The 15,137-nt window shown below is 43.7% G+C and carries 14 protein-coding genes; 4 read left to right on the top strand and 10 right to left on the bottom strand.

Annotated elements, in window-relative coordinates; translation table 11 throughout:
- The first annotated feature begins 35 nt into the window (after positions 1-35).
- Positions 36-644, top strand: a complete 609-nt coding sequence (locus ACG3M1_RS01800) for a YigZ family protein (protein WP_009588127.1) — start codon at positions 36-38, stop codon at positions 642-644.
- A gap of 501 nt (positions 645-1,145) precedes the next feature.
- Here ACG3M1_RS01800 and ACG3M1_RS01795 read toward each other — a convergent pair.
- From ACG3M1_RS01795 to ACG3M1_RS01770, 6 genes are all read right to left on the bottom strand, one after another.
- On the bottom strand, positions 1,146-1,667 hold the full coding sequence (locus ACG3M1_RS01795; protein ID WP_008818295.1) for an NAD(+) diphosphatase: 522 nt from the start codon (positions 1,665-1,667) through the stop codon (positions 1,146-1,148).
- A gap of 75 nt (positions 1,668-1,742) precedes the next feature.
- Positions 1,743-2,579, bottom strand: a complete 837-nt coding sequence (locus ACG3M1_RS01790) for a hypothetical protein (RefSeq protein ID WP_008818294.1) — start codon at positions 2,577-2,579, stop codon at positions 1,743-1,745.
- Between the two features lie 412 nt (positions 2,580-2,991).
- Positions 2,992-3,672: a 5'-methylthioadenosine/S-adenosylhomocysteine nucleosidase gene (gene mtnN, locus ACG3M1_RS01785; protein WP_084801274.1), complete on the bottom strand. Its 681-nt coding sequence runs from the start codon at positions 3,670-3,672 to the stop codon at positions 2,992-2,994.
- A gap of 216 nt (positions 3,673-3,888) precedes the next feature.
- On the bottom strand, positions 3,889-5,115 hold the full coding sequence (locus ACG3M1_RS01780; protein WP_008818292.1) for a hypothetical protein: 1,227 nt from the start codon (positions 5,113-5,115) through the stop codon (positions 3,889-3,891).
- Positions 5,112-5,600, bottom strand: coding sequence for an RNA polymerase sigma factor (locus tag ACG3M1_RS01775; RefSeq protein WP_008818291.1), 489 nt, complete (start codon positions 5,598-5,600; stop codon positions 5,112-5,114). The genes ACG3M1_RS01780 and ACG3M1_RS01775 overlap by 4 nt, the downstream gene beginning before the upstream one ends.
- 64 nt (positions 5,601-5,664) lie before the next feature.
- The gene (locus tag ACG3M1_RS01770) at positions 5,665-6,822 is read right to left on the bottom strand and encodes a viroplasmin family protein (protein WP_008818290.1); all 1,158 of its coding nucleotides are present in this window, start codon (positions 6,820-6,822) and stop codon (positions 5,665-5,667) included.
- A 234-nt stretch (positions 6,823-7,056) separates the two neighbouring features.
- On the opposite strand from ACG3M1_RS01770, the gene ACG3M1_RS01765 reads away from it, so the two are divergent.
- A complete protein-coding gene (locus ACG3M1_RS01765; protein WP_008818289.1) occupies positions 7,057-7,545 on the top strand; it encodes an Lrp/AsnC family transcriptional regulator in 489 nt (162 codons plus the stop codon).
- Complete coding sequence (locus tag ACG3M1_RS01760) at positions 7,545-8,714, top strand: aminotransferase class I/II-fold pyridoxal phosphate-dependent enzyme (protein ID WP_109770592.1); 1,170 nt, start codon at positions 7,545-7,547, stop codon at positions 8,712-8,714. Before ACG3M1_RS01765 ends, ACG3M1_RS01760 begins: the two co-directional genes overlap by 1 nt.
- Positions 8,715-8,898: 184 nt before the next feature.
- Here the strand turns inward: ACG3M1_RS01760 and ACG3M1_RS01755 are convergent, their stop codons facing one another.
- On the bottom strand, positions 8,899-9,801 hold the full coding sequence (locus ACG3M1_RS01755) for a hypothetical protein (RefSeq protein WP_195301668.1): 903 nt from the start codon (positions 9,799-9,801) through the stop codon (positions 8,899-8,901).
- 51 nt (positions 9,802-9,852) lie between these two features.
- Positions 9,853-11,229, bottom strand: coding sequence for an MATE family efflux transporter (locus ACG3M1_RS01750; RefSeq protein ID WP_195301669.1), 1,377 nt, complete (start codon positions 11,227-11,229; stop codon positions 9,853-9,855).
- A gap of 418 nt (positions 11,230-11,647) precedes the next feature.
- On the opposite strand from ACG3M1_RS01750, the gene ACG3M1_RS01745 reads away from it, so the two are divergent.
- Entirely contained in the window at positions 11,648-13,135 is a 1,488-nt protein-coding gene (locus ACG3M1_RS01745) for a BglG family transcription antiterminator (RefSeq protein WP_195301670.1), read from the top strand.
- A 38-nt stretch (positions 13,136-13,173) separates the two neighbouring features.
- On the opposite strand, the gene ACG3M1_RS01740 is transcribed toward ACG3M1_RS01745, so the two are convergent.
- Positions 13,174-13,989 carry an HAD family hydrolase gene (locus ACG3M1_RS01740; protein WP_009588141.1) on the bottom strand — a complete coding sequence of 272 codons (816 nt, stop codon included), beginning with the start codon at positions 13,987-13,989 and terminating at the stop codon, positions 13,174-13,176.
- Positions 13,982-15,100, bottom strand: a complete 1,119-nt coding sequence (locus tag ACG3M1_RS01735) for an iron-containing alcohol dehydrogenase (RefSeq protein ID WP_009588155.1) — start codon at positions 15,098-15,100, stop codon at positions 13,982-13,984. Before ACG3M1_RS01735 ends, ACG3M1_RS01740 begins: the two co-directional genes overlap by 8 nt.
- Positions 15,101-15,137: the final 37 nt, after the last annotated feature.

Raw genomic sequence — 15,137 nt, 5'->3', positions numbered from 1 at the left:
CTCCTTTATCCGTTATAATAAGCATAGGTGATCGTATGTACAGATTAAAAGAAGATACCATGGCAGAGCTGGAAATCAAAAAAAGCAGATTTCTCTGTTATCTGCATAAAAGCTTTTCCGAAGCGGATGCCAAGGAGTTTATACAGCAGATCAAAAAGCTTCATCCAAACGCAAGGCATCACTGCTATGCCTTTATCATCGGAGAACAGAATGAGCTGCAGCGAAGCAATGACGATGGGGAGCCGCAGGGGACAGCCGGTGTCCCCATGCTGGAATGTCTGGCAAACCGTCAGATGCAGGATACCGTTGCGGTAACCGTCCGCTATTTTGGCGGTATTAAGCTGGGAGCCGGAGGACTGATTCGTGCCTACTCAAAAAGTGTATCCAATGCACTGGATCAAGCCGTCATTACACAGAAGCAAAAACGCCTGGTGTATTCCATGACCTTCAGCTATGAGCTGATCGGAAAGCTGGATCACTATTTCCGGCAAAATGAGGTTGCTGTTTTAGATAAGGATTACGGAGAACAGGTTACCTATCTCTGGATGTGCAAAGAGCCTCTGGATGCGGATATGGCAGAGATTACAAACGGGCGCTTTCTGCCGGAATTTATAGAGGAACGCATCGTTGATGTGGAAGTCTAATGCTGCCGCCGTCTGATATCTTGTAATGATTGTTGGAAGAATTGATGCTGTGACCCAAAGGGTATACGGTTATATTGAAGAAGAAATGGACACAGAGATTTCTATCCTGCACGAGCAAAGAATTTAATAACTCTCTGCAAACTCGGATTTCAAGCTTGATTCCCGCATGAAACAGGAGTGTAAAATTCGCTCAATGCTATTTGAAGAACATGACGGTATTTTTACAGGAAGCTATGGAAGCAGTGGTCACCTGTACTTTTATCCTTTCTATGCCGATAGGTTCCCAGTATAAGAAGGCCGAGGAACATACGGAGATGAATGAGAAGATTTTCGGCTTTGACGGTCCTACATGTGCAGGCGCATGCAGATTATTCCAAAGCAATAACAGCCAAAATAGCAGGAGTCATCATTGATTTCTGCTTTTTTATCGTATCTCCTGAAATGCTGTACGGGATAAAGCAATATATATAAGAAGGAGCTATCCTCCTCTTCTTATACGATTCAATGATGGGAAAAGAAATGCTCTGTATCCTGTTCATAAACCGAAAGGAAATTCAACAGAAAGCGCTGTGCCAGAGAAGCCGGCTTTACCGAAGCCCTTGCCTCATCAAAGGTAAACCAGGCAGCTTGGTCCACTTCCCATGTACTTACATTCTCCAGGCATTCACTGTCAATAACCACAGCAAAATTGAATATCAATGTGTTGGTTTTCGGAAAATACTCACTGCGCAGAAAACGGTATTCCAGCACCTTTCTTCCAATCTCCTCCTGCATCTCCCTGATCATGGCATCCTCTGCACACTCTTCCTTATTGACATAGCCTGCGACCAGTATATTATTGGGCTTTCCATACTGCTGTATCATCAGAATTTTATCCCGCTTCGGATTCAGTGTCACCATGGAAATCGCTGTACTGAAAATAGGAAAGCGATATGCACGGCATGATTCACAAAAGGGAACCATTCCCTCATGCTCCAGCTCCTTCATATGCAGCTTCTCTCCGCATTCATAACAATATTTCATAATGTCACCTCACAATCATATCTATTATACGCCTGTTTATGTTTGACATGCAAAAGAAAGAAACCTCTCGGTTTCTTATCTCAGTTCTTTTACCAGCTTCCAAAGCTCGCTGTAGGAAACAAAGCCAATGGCATCACATTTCTCCTTTGCCACCTGACGCTGCTTCTTGACATTCCCTTCATGCACCCTGTTCAGATTGTTCTTATCCATCATGTACTGCACATAGGAGAATTTTTTCAGCAGGAACCAGTTTGCGATGATGTTGTTAATACATTCTTCCTTATCATCGCATTTCGCAAGAATGTCTCTCAGATTTACCAGCTGGTAGCTCGCGATCTTCTGAGCAAGTTCATACATTTCATCATAGTTCAGGAACAGCTTTGCATCAAGCTCTCTTTGTACAATACCAGCCTTGCGGTTTCTCTCGAAAAAGCTTTCCACCGTATCCAGCAGGGTATCAACACTTTCCATGTTTACACTTAAGGCGATAATCTCATTCCGCGTTCCTTCATATTCATTCTCCGGTTCGCTCATGACATAATACAGCGCCTTTGCCATCACATATTCCTCTTTATCTCCCAATGTAAGAATAATCGCCTTCTGGTGTTCATCAAAGCTTCCATATACAACATACGGACATTTGATTGTTCCCTTCGGCAGTTTAAATGAATCCTTGTAGCGTATAATCTGATTGGCGATCGCATCCTTGTTGATGTTCAGCCTCAGATTTGCGCAAATTTTCAGATTATGATCCTTTTCAAAGAGCTGCGAAAGGATAGTGTAGTCGTCCTCTTTTCCTTCTGCTGTTTCTATGATGGAAAGATAATCTTCTAGGAAACCATTGAATTCACAGATACCGGTATCTGCTTCTCTTACGTCTTTTACTTCGCATAAAATATCATAAATAGCCATAGTTCTCTCCTCCTTTCCCTGTCGTATTTTACATTTGAAGATAAAATGAACTATGTATGTCTATATGGATACAGATTCACCTTCATAACCAGTATATGATGTTTATCTGCCGAATTATTCCTATTTCTTAAAAATGTAAGGGGATTCCTAATTTAATTTTACAACCTTTTGAGAATTTTTCAACATATTTTTCCATAATTGGTCGTTTTCTTCTCATATTTCTTCCGCAATCCATCCAGAACAGGTGGATTACTGCCTATATTTTGCATATGCTTACAAATGGCAAGGTATATGTAAACAGGAAGGGACCTTCGGATTCCATAAGAAAACAGACTGTAAAGCACATAAGAAATACTTTTCTGCCAATCATGTGCATACCGCCTGAAAAGAAAAAGACGGATATCCGTCCATTCTAATTATGTAATTGCCCGCAAAAGCTGGGAAGCAGAGCGCAAACGATTTCTGCCGATATCGCGGAGGCCGCAGCACAGTTTTTCTCAAATTCCCCGATTCCTTTGTGCTCCGCCGTATCGGTTATCGTGCGTATGGCCAGAAAGGGAAGCTTGTTCACATAACAGACATGGGCAACAGCTGCTGTTTCCATATCGGTGCATAACGGGGTAAAACCAGTCAAAATCTGTTCTCTGTTTTCCTCTGTCACAAACTGCTCACCGCTTACCATTGTTCCAAATAAAATCACCCGCTTTGTTGTATTGCTGTAGGCTTTCGCAGACTGCAGTAGGTTTTCATCTGCATAAAAATACACACTGTCCATCCAGGGATGAAACTCTGTCAGAATATCATCCGCCACATCATGATAGGCGATTCTCTCGGAAATCACGGTATCAAAAAGCTGCACTTGTTCCTGTATGCCCCCTGCAGTACCTGCGTTAATGATACAGTCCACTGCAAAGCAGTCAATCAGCAGCTGTGCCGCAATTGCCGCATTCACCTTACAGACACCGCTGTATAAAAGGACCACTTCCACACGATCAATGTTTCCGCAATGAAAGACGAGCATCGCTTTCTCGATTACTTCAGTCTCCTTTACATATGGTAAAAATGCCGCCAGCTCTGTATCACCGGCACACAGTATTCCAATTTATTTCATATATGACTCCATTTCTCCGCTTTCTTATTCGGATACAAATATCACATGTAAATTATTTTAAATTGTTTATTTTATCAGAGTTTCTTTCACGCTATTCTTTCCTTCAGCTTCCTTCCCCATGCTTTGTTTTCGTATCCCTTTTCATGCAGTCCTGTTCCTTATCTCTGTGTATTCCAAACCAGTCTGCTTTTTATATTATCAAACCTTAAAATACCAGTGATTGTCCTCTAACGTACGTAAATCCTGTGGATATAGGGCCGGTACTTCCAATAAAACCGTCTTTGATGTTCCTGCATCCCATGTATAAAAGCGATACACCGGTATAACATATGGCAGATAAGAGACATATCCTTCCTTTCTTCCGCCATAGGACAGCTCCACATGTAAAAATTCAAGTTCACCAATAGAAAATTCAGAAGGCTCCAGCGTGCTGTAAAACCCTCCCTGACGCATTACCTGTTCTGCCTCTTTCCTGCTCATGATAGTAAAATCCTGCAGCTGCTCCAAATTTTTATCATATGGAAAACTCAGATAATATACACCATCTCCCGCATTTGTTAGTGTGGCACCCTCTTTTACCTGATACAGCAGGCTCTTTTTATCATCATCCTCTGCCTGAAAGATTTCCGTTTCGCAAATCATTGTTCCATTTCCCATACTGATATTACAGCTCGTTTGAATATCTCCTCTTTGAAAGGAGAACAGCTCAGGATATGTCTTTATCAGCTCTTCTGCAATCTTTTGCTGCTGTGTTCTTGTACCTTCCTTCTTATCTGTATGCAAAATCAGGCGCAATTCCCCGTTTCCATCTGCCATAATATCTGTGATGTTAAGTATTTTCGATGTTTTTTTCTTTATTGTCTGAAACAGCTCTTCCGCTTTCTTTTTATGCTTCTGCATTTCTTTTTCCGGGATAGAGTCCAAATTCGCTCCATTACCATACTGTTTTCTGAAAACAGGTAGGGTGCTTTGTATATCCAGGCGATCCTTCTCATACGGCATTTCTTTTATTTTTTTCTTTTGTATGAAAGCCTTATCCGTAACCCCCATACCTCCTATCATATACGTCTTTGTCTGCGGCTCATAGGTTTCCTTTGGTATCACACGATCCTGTGCTGATCCGGTTTTACTTTCCTTTGCCTGTTCCTGCACCGTACCCGGTACAGCTTCATCCGCTGCTTTATTTTTTTCTATGCTGTTCGCAATCTGCGCGGCGTTTTCCGGCTGCTGTGATAGTGCATTCCTATCATATACATTGAAGCAGATAACAATAACGACACACAGGGCTGTACAGCCATAGATGAAGCGCAGCTGCTGTTTCTGACGGCGCTGTGGATGTTCCTGCTTTGCTGCTGCATGACGTATCCTTTGCTTCAGTTCCTCGCTCATATGTATCTGATCCAGCTCCTCGCGATATTTTCTCATTGCTTGTCACCCTCTTCCAGTCTGTTTTTCAGCTGCTTTCTTGCCCGATGCAGCCATGTCAGAATCGTCGCCTCTTTCCTTTGCAGTATATCCGCAATCATAGCGACGCTCAGCTCCTCATAATAAAACAAATAAATAACATTGCGATACTTTACAGGCAGCTGCATGACCTCATACAGCAAACCGAAATCTGTATTCTCTTTCACTTTGGCCAGATTTTCCTGCAGCTCCACCGTTTTGCGAAGCCGCTGGTATTTCCAGTAATCCTTGCAAATGTTAACCGTAACCCGTAGTATCCATGCCTTTTCATGGGTTGTTGATGTAAACTGCGGCTTCTTCTTCAGAATATGCAGAAAAACGTCCTGTGCAACATCCTGCGCATCTGCAATATTCCCCATATTCTGCAGGGCAACCCGATACACCATATCGCCATAAACCTCCAGCAGTTCATCCAGATCCCCGCACAGCTGTTCCCTTTCATCCATAAGTTTTCTCCTTCATGTGTAAAACGATCAGCATCCGCATAACATTTCATAAATTCCAATTTTCCTATTGAAAATGTAATGCGGTAACCTTCAGCCCCTCTTTAGCTTTTCCTATGACTGCGTGCAGACGATACGGCAGCTTATCTGTATGCACATCCCGTTCTGTCCAATCTGCCACTTTTATATGACTGCAATACATTTTAATTTCCTGATATTCATATTTTAAAGCATATGCTAAAACCGCCTTACCTGCAAGAAGTTCTCCCCCGACAGCGCCTATCTTCTTCATTTTTTCATTTTCATGTATTATATTTTTCATTTTCATCACGATACCATCCTTTGAAGCAATTATCCAAAATGCATAAAACCTGCGGGTATCCGCATGAACCCCTCCACATACATACCCCGCAAGACTTCCCTTCATGATTGTTTTGTTCTCATACTGCAGACTTTGATTCACACGATAACAAAAATCATTCCAAAGCTCATTTATGGATGCTGTGGAAGCTGCTAAACAGCTGTCTGCCAAGTAATCGAGAAAAAATTCCTCCGCCCGTGCATAGGAAGAAAACACCCTGCCAAAAGCATTGGAGTACCCTATTATATTACGTTCATAGTCATTGACGGTATCGTATATACCAGGCTTATATCCTCTTAAGACAACATAATATTTCCGTTGGTCTTGCATGCTTGTAACATTTACATAATTTCTCCGTATTTCCATATATTTTTTTAAATGCCAGTAAAGCTCACAGCCCATTTTTCTACCATACTGTTTTATACAGTGAAGATAGATAGCTTTGAAATCTGAACAGGAATCATGGCAGCCGAGCTGATCGAATTCAAAATCAAAGAGAGCGTGATAGATGGTATTCCTCAGGATTATCCTTTTTCTGATATCCGCTACATACATCCAGTATTCACACAGTGCCTGAAAGCCTTTATCCCCGCTTATAACTGCGATATCCTGATGTATCCCCTGTCCGCATATCTCTCCTATTTTTGAAGAGATATAAAAATCCAGCGCATTCTTCCCCCTTTTATACAAGACGATATTTTGAAAGGAAATGCCTTTTTCAGCTGCTTCCCTTAATTTACCGTTTTCAACATTTTCTTTATCACCCATATTATAAAACACGAATATCCTATCATCCTTCTTGAGCATTTCTATACCATATAGTCCTTCTTCATGCACATTCTCATAATCTATCATGTACCACATTGCCTGCCCTCCCTTCAATTCAATCATATGTTTGCCCGTTATTTTTTTATTATATCAGAATTTGTACAGCTATAAGCTTTACATTCCTGAAAAAACGCATCAATATAACTACTGCCTCTATGCAAACATCCTTTGAATTTGTGATAAGATTCGTAATACATCAACTTTTCACCTTTTTGTTTACTTCATAGGCATCTCGGTTTAAAATATAAGTATTATGCGAGGTGATAAAGGATGAAAAAAGAATTATTGCTGTCATTGCTGGAAACAAACGCAAGATACTCCACCAGAGATTTGGCGGATGTATTGCTGGAGGATGAGGAAAGTGTCATCCACACTATGAGTGATCTGGAAAAGAAAAAGGTCATTTGTGGCTACCATACAATTATCAACTGGGAAAAGACCAATAAGGATAAGGTCATGGCACTGATTGAGGTGGACGTTACGCCGGAGCGTGATTTCGGCTACGATCGCGTTGCCAAAAACATCTATCGCTACCCGGAAGTCGATACCATGTATCTGATGAGTGGTAAGAGTGAATTTATTGTCATTATCTATGGAAGAACCATGCAGGAAATATCCAACTTTGTCGGTGCCAAGCTGGCAACAACAGAAAATGTCGTTTCCACATCTACCTTTTTCGTGCTAAAGGAGTATAAGGTCAACGGTATTGTTCTGGATGAAGAGGAAAAACCGAATGAACGACTGGTGGTGACGCCATAATGTATGAGAAATTTTTAAGTAAGCACGTACAAACCATCAAGCCAAGCGGCATTCGGAAGTATTTTGACCTAGCCAGTGAAATGGAGGGTGTGATTTCTCTGGGTGTCGGAGAACCGGATTTTGACACACCGTGGCATATTCGTGAGGCTGCCATTTATTCCATAGAAAGCGGTAAAACACACTATACAGCAAATCAGGGCCTTTTGGAGCTGCGTGAGGAAATCTGTCTTTATCAGAAGCGCCGGTTCCAGCTGGATTATGACCCTGTGGATAATGTCATTGTCACGGTAGGCGGTAGTGAAGCCATCGATATTGCCATGCGTGCCATTGTAAATCCCGGGGATGAGGTCATTTTGATGGAGCCAAGCTATGTAGCCTATACACCGAGTGTTGAGCTGACCGGCGCAGTACCGGTGCATATTAAGCTGGAGCATGAGGATCAGTTCAAGCTGACCCCGGAGAAGCTGAAAGCCGCAATTACACCGAAGACCAAAGCAATTCTGATGAATTTTCCGAGCAATCCGACCGGCGGTGTGATGACGAGGGAGGACTATGCAAAGCTTGTCCCCATACTGAAGGAGCATGAAATTATCGTAATCAGTGATGAAATCTATGCAGAGCTTACCTATGACGGTACCTTCTGTTCACCTGCGAATTTCAATGAAATCAAGGATCAGGTTATCATCATCAGTGGATTTTCCAAGGCGTATGCCATGACCGGCTGGCGGCTTGGCTATGTTCTTGCGAACAAGACCTTCACGGATGCGATGAATAAGATTCATCAGTATATCATCATGTCCGCTCCGACAGCTGCACAATACGGTGCCATTGATGCCATGCGCAACGGTGATATCCATGTCGCAGAAATGCGGGAATCGTATATGACAAGAAGAAACTTCATTACGAAGGGCTTCAACCGCATCGGTCTTCCAACACACCTGCCTCACGGCGCCTTCTATATCTTCCCGGATATTCGCGGTACCGGTTTAACCAGTGATGAATTCTGTGTTCAGCTGCTCGAGGATCAGCGTGTAGCCTGTGTACCAGGCACTGCGTTCGGCGATGCAGGCGAGGGCTTTATTCGTGTATCCTATGCCTACAGTATCGACCATATCCGTGAGGCTATTGAGCGCATTGATCTTTTCATGGATAAATTCCGGCAGAAATAAATTTACAGACCTTCTGCATGCATAACGAGGCATGTTTATGCTTAAACACTGAAAGACTCAGACAATCCTTATAGGAAGGATAAAGCCTGAGTCTTTTTATTTATCTAAGTTTTTTCTTACTGTATGTTTATCAGCGGAATCAAGCTTTACAAAAGTCTGCCGTAATGCCCTGTATCTTATGCATTTACAGCTCCAGCTCCAGCTGTTCGATTTCCTTTTTCTCGACTACCCTCATGCATGTTTCTCCTTCAAGCGGAGCCTCCAGACGATCGATGAGAAATTTAACATTCGCAAATGCCGTTCTGCGATACTCCATCAACGGCTTCACATATCTTCGAAATACATCCCTGGGAAAGAATTCCTCTGCCTGTTTATCGCTGCCATAGCTTAGATTCCATGCGGTAAGCGCCAGCTCCAGAAAGCTGTTTTTCTGATCCTGACCTGCATTCCACAATATAGCGTTTAAAGGATTCAGATAATCGGAGAAAAGCTCCTCCTTCTTTTCCTGCATATTGCGCTCCAGCACCGAGAAGGAAGCTGTCTCATGCTCTGAAAGCAGCGCACCTTTTTCCATAGCGATACCGCGATATTCCTCAAAAAGCTCTACTACGAAGGATAGATCTGCAATTGCCTGCGTGTTTCCGATACTGTCGAGGATGAAATGATTTTTATATGGCAGGATGGCATACTGCACCATGCAGGGTAGTGTCTGATTGCGCAGCAGGAAGCTCAAAGAATCTGTAATCCCCTTTACGCCATATAGCGTTTTGCCTTTACGATCCATTACAAAGGTATACTCCTGCTCATACTGCATGACATACAGCTGCTGCTTACGGCAGCCTTGAAACCGTGCAATACAGGCGGCATCCTCCTTTGGCAGCTGTGGATGAAGCCTGAGGTACTGCTCAATGAGACGCCTGCTTGCCTGTTCATTGCGGAACAAGATCGTACTCCCCACATGGCACAGATGCTCCATATTGTCCATGGTTACTTTTGCCTTCTTATTCTTTGTCCGATATGCGTACAGGAACAATCCGCTGAGCAGATTGATGACATGCTTTGCCTCCTGTGCTGGTAAATGATCCATACGAATTTCTCCCTTACTTTTTATATGTATATAGTAGCACAGTTTCCCACATTACGCGCCACCTATTTCACATTCCTGCTCCCTGCGGACAAGAACATGAATCCATTTCTTAGAGCGAAAGCGCCATAGTGTAACCATAGCCTTTACCAGCTCATCACTAAAGGACAGAGCAACAACCCAGTGCAGCGGCAGCCTCCAGACAACAGCCGCCAGAAAGGACATGGGGATTGCGACACACCATATACCGATCAAATCACAAAACATACAGAATTTCGTATCGCCTCCGGAGCGCAGAATCCCGCATATATGTACATATGACATCATTTTCGGTGTGGTATACAGCGCATAGGCGATCAATGTAAGATTCAGCATCTGGCTTGTGGCAGCATCATAATTGTAGATATCGATAATCCTGCCTTTCATAAGAAGCAGGGCTGCTGTCATAACCAGGCAGAAGCCGATATTGATTCCAATGAAGACTCTTCCATACGAATACGCCAGCTTTGTATGATTTCTTCCCAGCTCATTCCCGATCATGACAGCACAGGCATTCCCCAGTCCGAAAAACACGCATTGAAACAGGTCATTGATTACACTTGCCACCTGCACAACGGCAACTGCACTCGTTCCCAGCAGACCGTACGCTATAAAGCAGACCGTCGTTCCGATACTCCATGCACTTTCACTCATAGCCACCGGAAGAGCAGTTTTCACTACACGCTTCATCAGTGGTACATCCAGTCTGCGAATGGTCGCACCGTCAACTGCCAGCGGATGGTCTTCACTGAAATAAACATAGCCCAGGATTAGCAGCATTTCCACAAATCTTGCGGTCAACGTAGCGATAGCAGCACCCTCAACACCCAGCCTCGGCAGATGAAAATTGCCGAATATCAGTCCGTAATTCAATACGGTATTGACGGTTATCGCCAGGACGCTGGCAAGGGTAGGCACCTTCAGATTATGAATGGCACGCGAATTAAAGCTCATAAGAAAAGAAAATGCAGTCATGAGATACGTAAAACAGGTTATACGCAGATAGGAGGCACCGATTGCCACAACATCCGGTTCTCTTACAAACAGATGCAGAATCTGCGGTGCAAACACCAGCGCCAGCCCAACAGTAAACAGGGCGAGGAAAAATCCGATGCGCATTTCGATTGCAATCACCTTGCGGATATTTTCTACATCGCGGATTCCCCAGTACTGGGATACATAAATACTCGAACCGCTGTAAATTCCAAAACAGATAATGGAGAATATAAAGTATACCTTATTTGCCGCCCCTACAGCTGCCAGCTCACCCACACCGATACTTCCAATCATAAAGGTATCGATCATATTCAGACTCAATGAAATAATCTGCTGTAAAACAATCGGCAGTCCGATTGTCAGAAGCAGCCGTACAAAAACCTTTCGGTCTATCATGCTATCACCTCAAACTGTGAGTAATTTTACCATACTTTTATACAGGCAGGCAATGATGCTTATAAGCATAAGAGCGCTTTTTGTAAGAATTATAAAAGAAAACCCGTTTCGACAGGCTGCTGATATATGTGATGGAAGCCTGATGCCGCAGGGCTTTCCTTTTTGCTTCATGTAAGCTTTTGCGTTTGAAAAAAGGACGGCGCAGCGTCCTTTTTCATGTATCATGCTCAGACTTCATGATACAGCGACATCTGTAAACAAAGGATGTCAATCGCCATGGGATGATAACATCATTCCTGACATCTTTATTATACAGCAGAATCATGAAAACACCTACGTACAATTTACCGCAATAATACGGTAATTTTGTACGAAGCTGTCCTTTTTAAATTGTGCTATACTGATAATGTGATGAACTATGAAACCTTATCTTTTATATCCGGTACTGGAGCAGCTGATCGTCTCTCCCTTTTGCACAACCTTTCAGCTTGCGAAACAGGCGGGACTGTCTGAAAAAACCGTACGGACGTATCTGAAGCAGGCAGATGCTTTACTAGCCGCATTCTCATTGACGCTTACACGAAAACCCGGCTGCGGAATAACACTTTCCGGAAGCAGGGAAAATATGATGAAGCTGCAAACTTATCTGCTTGATGAAAAAACGCGCTGTCCTCTTATATTGCCAAGGGAGCGTGTCAGCTACATCCTTTACAGTCTGCTTCGCTTTTCACGTCCACTGCGCATGTTTCAGCTGGAGGAAACACTCCATATATCTCGCAGCTCTCTGTATGCAGACATACGAAAGGCTGAGCAATGGCTGCGGACCTATCAGCTGTCCATCTCCCATACAAGAAGTGGTATACAGATATTGCAAGGAGAAAAGCGCATTCGCAAAGCATTGGCACAGCTGGTTAACGAACTGCATGAAGCCCGTACCATAACCTTCCACAAGCCGCTGAATGATTTTGTTGAAGCATGCTTTTCAGACAATACCGTAAAAAGGAACATCCTGCTTTATATCCGTCAGTTCGAAGTATGCAGCTTTTTACAGCTGAATCAGGCGGATAAGGAATATGTCAGTGTGTTGTATTATATTGCACTGGATCGTATATCCAGAGGAAATCATGTGCATATGCACAGTCCAAATCCATTGCAAAAGACGGCGCTGTTTCAACAGTTGATGCACCTGCGCAAAGAAATAGAACATCATCTGCAGCAGACAATTCCCGAGGAAGAGCTTTCCTATGCCTTATCTGTCCTTCTGACATTGAAGAACACCAATACCGGTTTATTGCAAACGCCGGAAATACAGGCAGCCTGCAAAGAAATCCTGCGGCGGTTCACACCGCCGATTTATGCACGTTACCCTAAAATCGACAGTGATACGTTTGAAAAGCGGCTCTTTCAGCATTTATCGAATGTTCTGGAAAAATCCGTCTATTATTATGAATATGACAATCCGCTGAAGGATGCTATGAAAGCTAAATTTCCGATTCCCTACCAAATGGCTTCCTCCATGAAAGAGATTGTACAGGATATCTGCGGCCTGCAGCTTCCGGAGGATGAAATATCCTACATCACCCTTCATATAGCAGCTGCTTTGCAATACACACTGCAGCCGCTGGAGGCAGTCTTTTTATATGAGCATCGCTACAGTGAGCTTATTTTTTCCTTACGGCTGCTGCAAACGCATATTCAGGAGGTGAAAATACAACGTGTAATACGATGGCAGGAGGTTAGCGAACCGGATAGTTGGATGCATTATCCTGTCATATTTTCCACCTTTCCCCTTCCCGTACCGCCATCTGTTCACTGGTATCAGATTCCCATGCTGCCGGATCAGACATTTCTACAACGGCTGCGGGATGATATCCAGAGTTTGTTCAATCATCAGAATCATTTCTAAACCACAGAAAAAGGGACTGTACATGCAGCCCCTTTTTCTCATAAAATATACCGCTGTATTGCTTTAGCAACCCCGTCATCCATGTAATCTGCAGTTACAATATCGCAGGATGCCTGAATTTCCTCAGCAGCATTTGCCATGGCTACAGTAAGTCCCGCTTCCGCAAACATGGGAAGGTCATTCATGGCATCACCGAAAGCCATAAATTCCTCCTTCTTCAAATGCAGGGATTGCAGTACAGCTTTTATAGCATTCCCTTTATGAACACCACCGGCAGTGATATCAAAGCTGATAGGCTGATAATCGGTTACCGTGATGTTTTCTATACATTCTATCTGTTTTCTGGCTTTTAATAGCCGTTCCGTCTGCATATCATAGACCAGTATCTTCGCAATATCATGAGCATGGTGCTTCAGCTCTTCCCAACTCATGCCGGTAAAGGATGTTACCTGAACGGCTGCCGGCAGCTGATTATTTATATGATCGTAGAGAAACCTCTCATCATAAGGCTCATGCGTAAAGAATTCGTGCTTTCCCTTGAAAAAGGCATGTGCGTGTGCATGCTCTTTCAGCACGTCAATAATCTGATACAGAACATGCGGCTCTATCGTATGCATGATACACTTCGTCCCTATTTCGTATATCGCTCCGTTAGAGGAAATCACCCTTACGGATGGATGAATTTTTTCCGCAATCATCCTTGTAAAGCAGTAAGGCCGTCCGCTGATCAGATATATCTGAATGTTTTGTTTTATACATTCCTGCAATGCACTAATATTTTCATCACTTACCGAGTTGTCCTTTCTCAGCAGGGTTCCATCCAGATCAAGACCTATGAGGCGAATTTCAGGCATAGGAGTCTTTCAGAATAGCCTCCAGCTCCTCTCTGCTTCCAAATGGCAGATGATCCAGAACTGGAGATGCCAGAATTTCCTGAAAGTCTTCCTCACTGACTCCGAAATCCTTCAGCTTCTTGTGAAGCCCGATTGTTTCCAGGAATTCAATCATTGCCGTATATAAATCGTCACTGCCAAACAGCTTTGCGACATCCGCAAAACGCTCCTTGTTTTTATCTGCCATATGCTGAATGAAGGCAGGGAAAACGACAGCCAGTGCTTCCCCGTGCGGCAGATGTACAATTCCGCCAATAATTTCAGAGAGCGGATGCGGTGCACTTGCACCGGAATTAGCCAGTGCGCGGCCAGCCAGTGTGTCGGCAAGACACATGTTTGTACGGAATTCCAGATTCTGCGGATCTTCCAGTACATGTGGCAGATGATCAATCACCAGTCGCATTGCCTCCATGGAATCCATTGCGCTGTAAGGGGATGCATTGGCATTGATGTAGCTCTCAAACGCATGGGTAAACGCATCAAAGCCGGTAGCGGCACTCATGCGCTTTGGCAGGGTCAGCATCAGCTGCGGGTCCAGAATCGTTTCCTGTGAAAAGTTATCCGGATGAAAGAATGTGATTTTCTCTTTTCCTCTTGTGATGACAGCCGCCTGTGTTACCTGAGAACCGGTTCCTGAGGTTGTCGGTACACTCAGCAGGGGCAGGTGTTTTTCACTGTAGGAAGGGTAATATGCGAACGGTGAGCTGTATTCGTTAAACAGATGATCCCAGTCAATCGACTCTTTACCATTCGCAAATGCAATCGCCTTTGCTGTGTCAATCGAGCTTCCGCCCCCGACTGCCAATACAAAATCGGCAGGCTGCTCCTTCAGCATGGCAAATCCCTGTTCTACGATTTCCACACTTGGATTGGGTTCTACCTTATCAAAATGAATAACGCTGATACCTTCCGCATCCAGCAGTTTCTTCACACGTTCATATAACGGCTGCAGGGGAGCATCCGGTGTTGTTACAAGAAAACAGGTCTTTCCATAGCCTCTGCAAATATGCCCCAGCTCATTCAGCTGACCGGCACCGAAATGAATCTTTGTAGGCTGATAATAATGAAACATAGTACATACCTCCTCTTTACAGCTTCATTATACGTGT

The organism is Clostridium sp. 10cd*, assembly GCF_044336395.1.
In the GTDB taxonomy this organism is placed as follows: Bacteria; Bacillota_I; Bacilli_A; order Erysipelotrichales; family Erysipelotrichaceae; genus Clostridium_AQ; species Clostridium_AQ innocuum.
The sequence above is the reverse complement of the archived record's forward strand: the minus strand, read 5'-3'. Positions and strand labels throughout refer to the sequence as shown.